Source organism: Nocardia sp. A7 (genome assembly GCF_046549215.1).
In the GTDB taxonomy this organism is placed as follows: domain Bacteria; phylum Actinomycetota; class Actinomycetes; order Mycobacteriales; family Mycobacteriaceae; genus Nocardia.
In genome coordinates, this window is the sequence record NZ_JAJPWE010000004.1 from 703,596 (window position 1) to 715,960 (window position 12,365).

Genomic DNA, 12,365 nt, shown 5'->3' on the forward strand with positions numbered 1-12,365 from the left:
GCCGGGCAGGTGGACAGTCAGCGGCCGTAGCGGTCGGCGAGGCGGGCTTCGGTGCTGGGCGCGGCGGGTGTCGAGGTGGAGGTCGACTCGGTGGGCGCCGATTGCGCTCGGTCTCGGCGGCGGGCTCGGAGCTCGGCTACGACGAAATAGCCGAGGCCAAGCGGGGCCATGAGGCCGAAGGCCAACCACTGGAGGCCGTAGGAGAGGTAGGGGCCCGCGTCCAGTTGGGGGAGCGGAGTCGGCTTGAAGGCGCCGGGTTGGCCCTCGGCCAGTTGGAGGTAGCCGCCCTTGTCGGTGCCGGTGGGCAAGGGGGTGAGGGGGGTGCCGAGGACGGTGGATTCCTGGGTGGTGTCGACCGTGTACACCTGGCGGAAACCGTCCTGGGTGCTCGGTGCCTTGTCGGGGACCACGCCCTCGGAGGCTCGGACCCGGGCTTCGATGCGTTGTTGTCCCGGGGGTGGGTCGGCGATCGCGGGTGGGCGGGTGCCGTCGACCGAGGCGACCAGGCCGCGGTCGACCAGGAGAGTGCGGCCGTCGTCGAGGCGGAAGGCGGCGAGGACGGCGTATCCGGGGGCGCCGTCCACGTGGCGCAGACGCACCAGAACGGTGGACTCGGGGACGAAGGTGCCGGTCGCGGTCACCTTGCGCCATTCCGTATGGGTACCGGAGTCACCGTCGAGGACCTCCGTCACGGCCACGGGGTCGGCCCGCACGGAGTCGGCGATCAGCTGATTGCGGTGCTCGGTGCTGTCGTTCTTGCCGAGCTGCCACGGCGCAAGGACGGTGAAGCACAGGTAGGCGAACGCGGCCACGATCACGGCGAGGATCAGCCAGCTTGGGCGCAACAGAAAGGTGAGTTTGCGCATCAGCGTGGCACGTCGGCGGGGTTGCGGGCGTCGAGTTCGGCGTGGACCCAGTCGAGCAGGCCGGGGATGGCGGCTTCGATCTGGTCGCGCACGAGGTCGAAGTCGGACTGGTCGCCGTAGTACGGGTCGGGCACATCGCGGCCGTCGGCAGCGCGATCGAAGCTGCGCAGGAGCCTGCGCTGGTCGGTGGGGACGCCGCGGTGCGCGAGCTCGCGGTCGTGCCCGGTGTCCAAGGCGACGATCAGGTCGGCGTCGCTGTGCTCGGGACCGAAGGTCGCCGCGACATGCTCGGTCGGGTAGCCGGCGCGACGCAGGGTCGCCTCGGTCCGCGGGTCGGCCGGATCGCCGACATGCCACGAGCCGGTGCCCGCACTGCTCACCCGCACCCAGTTCGCGAGACCGGCTCGGTAGAGGTGCGCCTCGAACATCTTCGCGGCCATCGGCGAGCGGCAGATGTTGCCTGTGCAGATGAAGGTCACGTGCAACGGTTCCACGCGACCCATTGTCGCCGGTGCTGCGCGATCGCCGCCACGTAGGGTGTTCAGTTGTGCTCGAGGACTCCGTCGACCCCGCGATGTTGCGCCACCACGGCGACGTGGACGCCCGCCCCGGCATGCTCGATTTCGCGGTGAACGTGCAGGGCCTGGCCCCACCCGCTTGGCTGCGCGAACGCCTCGCGGCCCGCCTCACCGACCTGGGCCGCTACCCGAGCGCCGCCGACGAGCACGCCGCCCGCGCCGCCGTCGCCGCCCGCCACGGCCGCTCACCCGACGAGGTACTTCTGCTGGCAGGCGCCGCCGAGGGCTTCGCGATGCTGCCCCGCCTCGCTCCCCGCCTCGCCGCTGTCATCCACCCGTCCTTCACCGAGCCGGAACTCGCCCTGCGCGAGGCGGCCGTCCCGGTCACCCGCGTGATCCTGGACCGCCCGTACACCCTCGACCCCGCCCTGGTTCCGGACGAAGCCGACCTCGTAGTTCTCGGCAACCCCACCAACCCGACCTCGATCCTGCATCCCGCTGAGACGATCGAAGCGCTGCGCCGCCCCGGTCGGATCGTCGTCGTAGACGAAGCGTTCGCTGACGCGGTCGCGTCCTCCGGCATGAGCTCTGCCCTTCGCGGGGCGAGTCCGGGCGCTGTGGGTGAACCGGAGTCGCTGGCCGGTCTTTCGGCCCCTGATGTCCTCGTTCTCCGCAGCCTCACCAAGACCTGGGCGCTGGCGGGCCTGCGCTGCGGCTATGCCCTCGGCGCCCCCGAAGTCCTGGCCCGCCTGACCCATGGCCGCCCCCACTGGCCGCTGGGCACCCTCCAGCTCGAGGCGATCATCGCCACCGCCGAACCGTCGGCCGTCGCGGAGTCCCGGCGCTACGCCGACCGCATCGCAGCCGACCGCACGGCCATGATCGACCGACTCACCGCACTCGGCCTCGACGTCCACACCCCGGCCACCGGCCCGTTCCTCCTGCTGCGCGTCCCCGATGGCGCACTCCTGCGCAAACGCCTCGCCGATCACGGCATCGCGGTCCGCCGCGCCGACACTTTCCCCGGGCTCGGTCCCGACCACCTCCGCGTCGCGGTTCGTGGTGTCGGCGAAGTCGACCGGTTGATCGAGGCTGTGAATGCGGCACTGTGGTGAATCGGCACTACCCGAACACCGCGTGAGCACCGAGACGAACATTCCCACGAAACGAAGGAGGCGGCGGTGACCGACCTGGCCGAACTGATCGGGGTACTCGACGCGGCATACCCGCCGAGGCTGGCCGAATCATGGGACTCGGTGGGGCTCGTGTGCGGTGATCCGGCGCAGGAGGTCACCAAGGTGATGTTCGCTGTCGACGCGACCGCCGCGGTGGTCGATGAGGCAATCGCCTGGGGCGCACAGGCTTTGGTCGTGCATCACCCGCTCTTGTTGCGCGGCGTCGACACCGTGGCCGCCGATACGCCGAAAGGCGCACTGCTGCACCGGTTGATCCGATCCGGGTGCGCCCTGTTCTCCGCCCACACCAACGCCGACTCCGCCGATCCGGGTGTTTCCGACGCGCTCGCCGCCGCCGTCGGTCTCACTGTCACGGGCCCGCTTGATCCCAAACCGATTGTCTCCGTGGACAAATGGGTCATCCAGGTGCCCCAGACCCACACCGCCTCGTTGATGTCGGCCCTGTTCACAGCGGGCGCGGGCGCGATCGGTGACTACCGCGAAGCCGCCTGGTACACCTCGGGAACCGGTCAATTCCTGCCCGTCGCGGGCGCCAACCCGGCGATCGGCGCGATCGGCACGGTCGAAACCGTCACCGAGGACGCGGTCGAAGTGGTCGCGCCCCCGACCTCCCGCCTGGCCGTCCTCGCCGCCTTGCGCGCCGCGCACCCCTACGAGGAACCCGCCTACCACGTCACCGAACGCGCACCCCTGCCGTCCTCGCTCGGCATCGGCCGCATCGGCGAACTCCCGCAGCCCGAAACCCTGCGCGAGTTCACGGCCCGCGTCGGCGTCGGGCTCCCGCGCACGGTCTGGGGCGTGCGCGCCGCAGGCGACCCCGACCGCCTGGTCCGACGAGTCGCGGTCTGCGGCGGCGCGGGCGACTCCTACCTCGACAAAGCCATTCGCGCGGGCGTCGACGCCTACCTCACCTCCGACCTGCGCCACCACCCCGTCGACGAACACCTCCGCCGTGGCGGGCCCGCCCTCATCGACGCCGCCCACTGGGCCACCGAGTTCCCCTGGTGCGGCCAGGCCGAACAGTTCGTCAACATCGCCCTGCCCGCCGTGGAAACCCGGGTCTGCACCTTGCGCACCGACCCGTGGACGGTCAGCGGCTAGACACTCCCCGCGGCACCCCGAGGTAGACCGACACACACCGCGCACGCCCGGACCCGTTGTCTTCGGGTCTTGGCGAGATCACACCCCGCGGCGCGGTACGGTTGATCGATCCATCCATCCACTGTTCAGGAGTTCGTGCGCGTTGAATGTCGAACCGTCGGTCCAGACCAAGCTGTTGCAGCTCGCAGGAGTCGATGCCGAGTTGACGCGCATCGCCCACCGCCGTTCCGCGCTGCCGGAACAGCAGGAAGTGGCACGGCTGGCGGCCGAGCGTAACGGCTACAAGGACGCGGCCGTGGCGGTGGAGATCGGCATCGACGATCTGGATCGCGACATCCGCAAGCTCGAGGGCGAGGTCGAGGCTGTCCGCAAGCGTGAGGACCGCGACCGCGGCATGCTCACCGCGGGCACCGTCGCCGCCAAGCAGCTCTCCGAGCTCCAGCACGAACTGGGCAGCTTGGAGCGGCGCCGCTCGGTGCTCGAGGACGAGCTGCTGACCGTGATGGAGCAGCGTGAGGCGATGCTCGCCGACCACGACCACGCGGGTGCGCGGCTGAGCAAGGCCGACCAGGACCTCGAAGTCGCCGAACGCCTGCGCGACGAGGCGATGGCCGATCTCGAAGTGGCGCAGCAGCGTTGCGAGAAGGACCGCTCCGAGCTGATCGGCCTGTTCCCCGCCGAGCTGATCGCCGTCTACGACAAGCAGCGCTCGGCACACGGTGTCGGCGCGGCCCTGCTGCAGGCCCGTCGCTGCGGCGCCTGCCGGATCGAGATCGACCGCGGCGAGATGCAGCGCATCGCCAAGGCCGCGCCCGACGCGGTGCTGCGCTGCCCGGAATGCAGCGCGATCATGGTGCGCACCAAGGAATCCGGGCTGTGATCGGAGTAGCACGCCGATGAGCGAAGTGATCGTCGAAGCCGACGGTGGCTCGCGTGGTAATCCCGGCCCGGCCGGTTACGGGGCGGTGGTGTTCGCCGCCGATCATGTGCGGGTGCTCGCCGAGCGCAAAGAGTACATCGGCGTCGCCACCAACAATGTGGCCGAATACCGTGGTCTCCTCGCGGGTTTGGCCGCTTCGGCCGAGTTGGGCGCGCGGGTTGTCACGGTGCGGATGGACTCCAAGCTCGTCGTCGAACAGATGTCGGGACGCTGGAAGATCAAGCACCCTTCGATGATTCCGCTCGCCGAGCAGGCGCGGGCGCTGGTCGCCGGATTCGATCGGGTGAGCTTCACCTGGATCCCGCGCGCGCAGAACTCCCACGCCGATCGGCTCGCGAACGAGGCGATGGACGACGGTGAGCTCACCGGCACCGTGCGTGACGCCGTCGCGGCCGGACATGCCGCCGGTGACGCCGTCGCGGTGCCGAAAGCGGTTGACGCGAACAAGGTTTCGCCCGGCTGGACCGGCGCCGTCGGTAAGCCGACCCGCCTGTTGCTGCTGCGCCACGGCCAGACCGCACTGTCGGTGGAACGTCGCTACTCCGGCCGCGGCAACCCGCCACTGACCGATCTCGGTCGCGAGCAGGTCGAGCGTGCCGCGAAAATGCTTGCCGCCAGAGGCGATATCGCCGCCGTGGTGAGTTCGCCACTGCAGCGGGCGCGTTCCACCGCCGAAGCCGCCGCCGGTGCGCTGGATGTGCCGTTGCGCATCCTCGACGGCCTCACCGAGACCGACTTCGGTGATTGGGAAGGCCTCACCTTTGCCGAAGCCGCCCAGCGTGATCCGCTCCTGCACGGCGACTGGTTGGGCGACCCGTCGATCCCCGCACCCGGTGGCGAGAGTTTCGATCAGGTGCGCGAACGTATCGAAGGGGTGCGCCGCGATCTGGTCGCGCTGTACCCGGGCCAGAACGTCGTGGTGGTCAGCCATGTCACCCCGATCAAGACCCTGCTGCAGCTGGCGCTCGGCGTCGGCCCGTCGCTGCTGTACCGCCTGCACCTGGACCTCGCGTCGCTGTGCGTCGCCGAGTTCTATCCCGACGGTGGCGCTTCGGTGCGCCTGGTCAACGACACCTCGTACCTGTGAGCTGCCCGCTTGTCACCCGGGCACGGTACGGTCGCCCCGGCACACGGTCGGCGTAACGACGACGCCGCATTGCCCGAAACATTCTCGGGCGTGCGGAATGCCGCGGCCACACAGGAAAGGTACTTGATGAGGTTTCTACGGATGGCGGCGTTTGCGGCGGCCATCGCGGGGGTGCTCACCGCGTCCGCGGGTGCGGGTAGCGTGACGGCCGATCCGAGCGTGGTGCTCGGCGCGGCCTCGGGCATCGTCTTCGACAACAACTCCGGTTGTTCACTCACGGCCATCGGCCGCGACGGCGCGGGTCGACTCGTCGGTCTCACCGCGGGACACTGCGCACCGACCGGTGCGCGCGTCGGCGCCGAGCAGGCGCTCAAGGCAGGCGTGATCGGCACCGTCGCGTACTCCGACGACGGCGACTACCTGGATTTCGCTGTGCTGCAACTGGATGCGTCGAAGGTGATCCCGGTGCGCACCATCGGTCAGACCACCGTCGCGGGCATCGGCGCCGCACCCGGCCCCGGTGCCACGGTGTGCTCCGACGGCCGCACCAGCGGTCGCAGCTGCGGCGTGGTGTGGGGTGAACTCGAGGGCACCTCGATCAACCAATACTGCTCGCAGCCAGGCGATTCCGGCGGTCCCGTCGTGGTCGGCGACCGTCTGATCGGCATGAACCAGGGCCGCCTCACCGGCCTCGGCCCCGTCGACTTCGACGTACCGTGCACCGGCGGCGCCAACCCGATCCACTCGCCCGCCTACTTCCAGCCCATCCAGGTCATCCTGGACGTGCTCAACCGCGCGGGCGGCGTCGGAGCGGGCTTCCAGCCCATCTGAACCGGATAGACACCTCGACGGGGGCGCGGCACCACACGGTGCCGCGCCCCCGTTGTCGTACGGGCGCTACGCCTCGCCCAGTACGAGGTGGACGAAGGTGCCGGACAGGCCGTAGGTGTTGACGCCCGCGTATGCCGGGCCGGGCTCGGGCCAAGCGGTCGGTGTGCGCACCGGGGCGATACCGAGGCCCGCCCAGTCCACCGCCGAGGTGGGGTTGTCGCAGTGCAGGGTCGCCGGGATGTGGCGATGCCGCAGCGCGAGAGTCGTTTTGATCACCCCGGCCAGCCCGCCTGCGGCTTCGGGGTGGCCGATCCCGGATTTGACCGAGCCGACCAGACACGGCCGGTCGGCGGGGCGGTGGCGGCCGATCGCGGTGCCGATGGCCTGCAGTTCGAGATGGTCACCGGCGGGTGCGCCGTTGCCGTGTGCTTCCACGTAGCCGAGTTGTGCCGGGTCGAGACCTGCTGTGGCACAGGCACGTTCGATGACCTGCAGGTAACCCTCGATCGAGGGGGCGATGACAGCCTTGGCGGTGCGGCCCTTGCTCGCCTGAGCGCTGCCGTGGATGACGGCGTGGACGTGGTCGCCGTCGAGGCGGGCGAGGGCGAGCGGTTTGAGGACGAGCACGCCGGTGCCGTCACTGCGGACGAAGCCGTCTGCCTCCTCACTGCCGAATCGGCAACGCCCCGAAAGGGACAGCATGCCCGCCGCCGCGTACCCCCGAGTGTGATCCGTTCCGCGCACCAGGCTGACCCCGCCCGCGAGCGCGGTCTCGCATTCGCCGGTGCGCAGCGCTTGGCAGGCCAGGTGCACCGCGAGCGTCCCCGACGAGCAAGCGGCGTCGACGGTGGCGCAGGGACCACGCAGATCCCAGGCGTAGCTCAGCCGACCCGACGCCATGCTGCGGGCGGCAGCGCCCGCGATGGCATACATGTCGGCGAGGCGATCGGGATCGCGATTGTCCCAGTGCTCGGCCGTGCTCTGCCCCATGAAAATGCCGATGGACTGTCCCGCCAGCTGGTTCTCGTCGAGCCCGCTGTCACGCAGCGCGTCGCGCGCGGTGAGCAGCAGGGCCCGGTGCTGTGGGTCGAGTTCGGCGTTCTCTCGTTCGGTGATGTGGAACTCGTCCGGCCGGAAATCGGCGGTGCAGTCGGGGAACTCGCCCGCGGACAGCGCGTCGGTGCCGTCACGCAGCAACTGCCACAGCTGGCGATAGTCGGCGGCGCCGGGGAACCTGCAGCCCATACCCACGATCGCGATCGGCTCGTGCGAACTCATACAGACCGTCCGTTCTCTGGAAATTTTGCGCACGGGTGATAGACATAACAAGATCAACAGTACGATAGCGACGATCTATTGATCGCAGCGCACCTGATGATGGTCGGCGGTGCCGAGCCGTACCCCATCCTTCTTCCACTGCAGAAAAGGTGCCCGAAAAATGTGCGGTATCGCTGGCTGGGTCGACCCGTGCGGCAGGCTTCCCGACGGCGAGCGAACCGCCGCCGCCATGGCTGCGAGGCTGGCTCGCCGGGGGCCCGACGGGCACGGTTCCTGGGCCGATTCTCATGCCGCGCTGGCACATCGGCGGCTGGCCGTCATCGATCCGGACCATGGGCACCAGCCCATGGTCGCCGTCGATGATGCCGATCGCACCCGCGCGGTCCTGGCCTACACCGGCGAGGTGTCCAACCACGTGGAGTTGCGCCGCGAGCTCGAGCTACTCGGCCACAAGTTCACCACTCGCACCGACACCGAGGTGGTGCTGCAGGCCTGCCTGGAATGGGGCCTCGACGCGGTCCCTCGGCTGCACGGCATGTTCGCCTTCGCCTACTGGGACACAACCGCCCGCCGGCTGCTGCTCGTTCGCGACCGTCTCGGCATCAAACCGCTCTGCTACCGAATGGATGGCACCGGAGTGCGTTTCGGTTCCGAACCCAAGGCGCTGCTCGGCGCGGGGCCGACACCGGCGATCGACCTCGACGGGCTGCGCGACTTCCTGTCCTGCGTCCGCACGCCCGGCCGCACCCTGCTGCGCGATATTCGGGAGGTGCGCCCCGGCACCGTGCTCGTCGCCGATCCGCGCGGCGTCCGCGAACATCGGTACTGGCAGTTGGCATCCGCCCCGCACACCGACGATCTGAATACCACCGTCGACACGGTCCGCGCGCTGCTGGACGACATCACCACGAGTCACCTACGCGCCGATGTGCGGCTCGGCGCCCTGCTCTCCGGCGGTCTCGATTCCAGCGCGTTGACCGCGCTCGCCCAGCGCACGCTGCGGTCGACCGGCGCCGCCCTGCCGACGTTCTCGGTCGATTTCGCGGGCAACGCAGAGGATTTCGCGCCCGACGCGCTGCGGTCCACCCCCGACGCGCCGTTCGTCCGCGACATGGTCGCGCACTGTGGTTTCGACCATCGCGACATCGTGCTCGACGCTGCCGCCCTCACCGATCCGACGGTGCGCGGCGCGGTCGTCGCCGCCCGCGATCTGCCTGCCGCCGGCGACATGGACTCCTCGCTGTATCTGCTGTTCCGGGCGGTGCGCGAACACGCGACGGTGGTGCTGTCGGGCGAGTGCGCCGACGAGGTGTTCGGCGGGTACTCCTGGTTCCACGACCCGCGGACGATCGCCCGAACCGACTATCCGTGGCGCTATTTCGCGGGTCGTAGCGGCGCATGCCGAGCCCTGCTGCGTGACGATGTCGCCGCCGAACTCGACCTGACCGCGCACCGAGCAGCGCACTATCGACAGGCGGTCGACGAAACCATCGCACTCCCCGGCGAATCCGTGAGCAGGCGGCGGATGCGCGAGGCGTTCCGGCTGCACTTCACGCACTGGCTGCCCGATCTGCTCGACCGCAAGGACCGCCTGTCGATGGCCGTCGGCCTGGAAGTGCGCGTTCCGTTCTGCGATCACCGCCTGGTCGAATACGCCTATAACATCCCGTGGGAGCTGCACACCGTCGACGGCCGCGAGAAGTCACTGCTGCGCGCCGCCGTCGCAGACCTGCTGCCGCCCAGCGTCACCGCCCGCACCAAGGCGCCGTACCCGATCACCCACGACCCGGCCTATGACCGCGCACTGCGGACGCAAGCCGCCGACCTGATCGCTGCTGCGTCCGCGCCGGTGTGGGATTACCTGGACCGCAGTCGTTTACGTGACCGCCTGCATCGCCCGCTCGATGACCGCGCCACCCGCGCAGGTCTCGATTTCGCCCTCAATATGGACCTGTGGCTGCGTCACCTCGCGGGTGAGGCGATGCCATCGGGAGAACCGCTCCGATAGCCCGTCACTTCCGCTCACGGACGCAGGACCGACACCAGGAAGTCGGTCTGGTCGCGGACGACCTGTTCGAAGACATCGTCGAAATAGACGTCGAAGTGGCCGACCGGATACTGCTTGACCACAGCGTGTTTGGTGCGTTCGGCGGCCTTGCGGGTGGGGCCGGCGGGGGCGATCGAGTCGTTCTCGGCGATGGCGTAGAAGACGGGGACCTTCAGCGACTTGGCGCGACGGCCGGGGGAGTCGAACAGGGTCGAGAAGGCAACGCGGGCGCCGACTTTGGGGTCGTAGGTTTCGCTCTCCTCGGCCAGCCTGCCGTAGCCCTCCGGTACGTCGGTGGCACTCATCAACGCCGCGGAGCGTTTACGCCCGGCCAGCCGGATGCGGATGGGCTTGCGGCGGATCGGGCCGAAGATCAGGTCGGTGGCGGCGAGGATGGAGACCTTGGTGAGGCTGATCGGGCCCTTCGCCATCGCCGACGACCACCCGCTGGTGAACGGCACCTGGGCCACCACCGCGGCGAGGTAATCGTCGTCGGGCGCCACCGCGAGCACATGGCCACCGCCGAACGAGGTGCCCCACAGGGCGATCCGGGTGGCGTCGAAGCCGCGGACGCTGCGTGCGTAGGCGATTGCGGCCTTCCAGTCCTGCCGCTGCCGCGCGATGTTCAGTACCTGACGAGGGGAACCTTCACTGGCACCGAAATTCCGGTAATCGAAGGCGAGCACCCCCATGCCCGCGGCGACGAACCGCCGCGCATACCGATCCAACCCCATTTCGCGGGTCGCCCCCAGCCCGTGTCCCATGATCACCAACGGGCGCGGCCGAGGCGCGCCGTCGGGCAGGTAGAGCCACGCGGCGCACTGCTGGTCACCCGAAGGGAAACTGACGTCGACACGTTCCATGAGTCAATACCGTAGCGAGTACTCTGTACCGGCGGGCGAGTCGGCCGGGCGACCGCGGTAACGGGAACGGGCACGATCAGTGTCGCTGCCCGGTGCCGAGGAAAGTCCGGACTCCACAGAGCAGGGCGGTTGTTAACGGCAACCCGGGGTGACCCGCGGGACAGTGCCACAGAGAACAGACCGCCGCACGCGAGTGCGGTAAGGGTGAAACGGTGCGGTAAGAGCGCACCAGCGCCCCGGGTGACCGGGGCGGCTAGGTAAACCCCGCCCGGAGCAAGGTCAAAGGTCGCATCGGAAACGGTGCGGCTGCGCAGGTGTTCGAGGGCTGCTCGCCCGAGCCTGCGGGTGGACCGCTCGAGGCACCCGGCAACGGTGTGTCCAGATGGATGGTCGCCCCCCGGTGCGAATCGGGGACAGGATCCGGCTTACAGGCCGACTCGCCCGCCCACGAAACACGAAGGCGGCGGTTCCCACCGGGGAACCGCCGCCTCACTTCGCCGATGATCGGCTCAGCACATCATCTTGGACATCTGGTAGACAGCCGTGGCCTCTTCGGTGGTCGCGGTGACGGCGCCGTTCTTGGCGGCCTTCTGGATCGTGGCGATGGTGTCGGCCTCGGACTTGCCCGCCTTGATGTCGGAGCACGAGTGATTCAGCACCGCGGCCAGGGTGGCGTCGTCACGTCCTTCCGACAGCTTCGGGAAGGCACTGCGGTAGCTCACCACGAACATGCCCGCCTTGCTGGCCTCGACCTGGAAGGCGGGTGCGGCGGTGGTGGTGGCGGTGGGGGAGCCGGCGGAGGAAGAGTCGTCGCTGCAGCCGGCCAGAAGCAGGGCGAAGACGGTGGCGCTGGCCGCGATGGCGGCGGTAGTTCTACTCACGGAGCGGGATGCTAGCGGCCCAGGAAACACGCCGCTTCCCCTGTGGTTAACGGGAAGCGACATGTTCTGGTTGGAAGCGGTGAGCTATCCCGGGTTGATCGCCAGCAGATGTGCCCAATAGCTGGCCGCATCAGGTCCGAGGATCGGCGACAGGTAATCGAAAATCAGCCACGACATACGTTCGCAAACTCCCATTTATCGACGTGAGTGCCGCGCATCCCGGCAGCTGCCGGGTGCGCCGCCGCCACAGTAACAATTGCGCGCGATGTCGCGGCGCTCGTGTGTCGAGACGGTGAAAATGCGCTGGAACTCGCCGGGAACGTGAGCGAGGTCATAGAGTGATCGCCGTCGGCAGGGCTCGCCTCTTCCTCGAGCCCAACACATTCGATCGCGGAAGCAGGTCATATTTACATGCGGGTAGTTCGTTCCATTGTCGCCGGTGCACTGATCGCCGGAGCCGCTGCGGTTTGCGCAACGCTGGGTGCCGGTTCGGCGAGCGCGGTCGCGGTGACGCCGCTCTCCGGCGGGGTCCAGGTCGACCTCAGTCCGGCCGATACCGCCTGGGTCCACCAGACCCGGTTCGGTCTGACCCTGGCCGGTCTGCCGCATCCGTCGGCGGCCTCCTTCGGTCAGGCGCTCGACGCGGCCGCGACGGTGTCGTCCGCTGTCCCCAACGGCCGGGTCACCTTCACCGTGTACGGTCCGTTCGATCAGCTCAACGGCACCATGCTCGCGCTGCGCTGAGACTCGCTACTCT

The 12,365-nt window shown here is 69.2% G+C and carries 12 protein-coding genes and 1 other RNA gene; 8 read left to right on the top strand and 5 right to left on the bottom strand.

The features are described from left to right. Positions 1-17: 17 nt before the first annotated feature. Both ACLJPD_RS25260 and ACLJPD_RS25265 read right to left on the bottom strand, forming a co-directional pair. Positions 18-866, bottom strand: a complete 849-nt coding sequence (locus tag ACLJPD_RS25260; RefSeq protein WP_410875324.1) for an SURF1 family protein — start codon at positions 864-866, stop codon at positions 18-20. Beyond that, on the bottom strand, positions 866-1,369 hold the full coding sequence (locus tag ACLJPD_RS25265; RefSeq protein WP_410875326.1) for a low molecular weight protein-tyrosine-phosphatase: 504 nt from the start codon (positions 1,367-1,369) through the stop codon (positions 866-868). Before ACLJPD_RS25265 ends, ACLJPD_RS25260 begins: the two co-directional genes overlap by 1 nt. Positions 1,370-1,413: 44 nt before the next feature. Here ACLJPD_RS25265 and cobC point away from each other — a divergent pair, with 44 nt between their 5' ends. From cobC to ACLJPD_RS25290, 5 genes are all read left to right on the top strand, one after another. Then, positions 1,414-2,499, top strand: coding sequence for an Rv2231c family pyridoxal phosphate-dependent protein CobC (gene cobC, locus ACLJPD_RS25270; protein WP_410875328.1), 1,086 nt, complete (start codon positions 1,414-1,416; stop codon positions 2,497-2,499). A 66-nt stretch (positions 2,500-2,565) separates the two neighbouring features. Beyond that, positions 2,566-3,681, top strand: coding sequence for a Nif3-like dinuclear metal center hexameric protein (locus ACLJPD_RS25275; protein ID WP_410875329.1), 1,116 nt, complete (start codon positions 2,566-2,568; stop codon positions 3,679-3,681). A 142-nt stretch (positions 3,682-3,823) separates the two neighbouring features. Beyond that, positions 3,824-4,561: a zinc ribbon domain-containing protein gene (locus tag ACLJPD_RS25280; protein ID WP_410875330.1), complete on the top strand. Its 738-nt coding sequence runs from the start codon at positions 3,824-3,826 to the stop codon at positions 4,559-4,561. Between the two features lie 16 nt (positions 4,562-4,577). Beyond that, positions 4,578-5,708, top strand: coding sequence for a bifunctional RNase H/acid phosphatase (locus ACLJPD_RS25285; RefSeq protein WP_410875331.1), 1,131 nt, complete (start codon positions 4,578-4,580; stop codon positions 5,706-5,708). A gap of 141 nt (positions 5,709-5,849) precedes the next feature. Continuing rightward, positions 5,850-6,539, top strand: coding sequence for a S1 family peptidase (locus ACLJPD_RS25290; protein ID WP_410875333.1), 690 nt, complete (start codon positions 5,850-5,852; stop codon positions 6,537-6,539). Between the two features lie 66 nt (positions 6,540-6,605). On the opposite strand, the gene ACLJPD_RS25295 is transcribed toward ACLJPD_RS25290, so the two are convergent. Continuing rightward, positions 6,606-7,817: a polyketide synthase gene (locus ACLJPD_RS25295; RefSeq protein ID WP_410875334.1), complete on the bottom strand. Its 1,212-nt coding sequence runs from the start codon at positions 7,815-7,817 to the stop codon at positions 6,606-6,608. Between the two features lie 160 nt (positions 7,818-7,977). On the opposite strand from ACLJPD_RS25295, the gene asnB reads away from it, so the two are divergent. Continuing rightward, a complete protein-coding gene (gene asnB / locus ACLJPD_RS25300) occupies positions 7,978-9,825 on the top strand; it encodes an asparagine synthase (glutamine-hydrolyzing) (RefSeq protein ID WP_410875335.1) in 1,848 nt (615 codons plus the stop codon). 14 nt (positions 9,826-9,839) lie between these two features. Here asnB and ACLJPD_RS25305 read toward each other — a convergent pair whose 3' ends face one another. Next, complete coding sequence (locus ACLJPD_RS25305) at positions 9,840-10,727, bottom strand: alpha/beta hydrolase (RefSeq protein WP_410875337.1); 888 nt, start codon at positions 10,725-10,727, stop codon at positions 9,840-9,842. 36 nt (positions 10,728-10,763) lie between these two features. Here ACLJPD_RS25305 and rnpB point away from each other — a divergent pair. Further along, an RNA gene (gene rnpB, locus ACLJPD_RS25310) (RNase P RNA component class A) lies at positions 10,764-11,171 on the top strand. 65 nt (positions 11,172-11,236) lie between these two features. Here the strand turns inward: rnpB and ACLJPD_RS25315 are convergent. Then, entirely contained in the window at positions 11,237-11,608 is a 372-nt protein-coding gene (locus tag ACLJPD_RS25315) for a hypothetical protein (RefSeq protein WP_410875338.1), read from the bottom strand. A 411-nt stretch (positions 11,609-12,019) separates the two neighbouring features. Between ACLJPD_RS25315 and ACLJPD_RS25320 the strand changes: the two genes are divergently transcribed. Next, positions 12,020-12,352, top strand: coding sequence for a hypothetical protein (locus ACLJPD_RS25320; RefSeq protein ID WP_410875340.1), 333 nt, complete (start codon positions 12,020-12,022; stop codon positions 12,350-12,352). Positions 12,353-12,365: the final 13 nt, after the last annotated feature.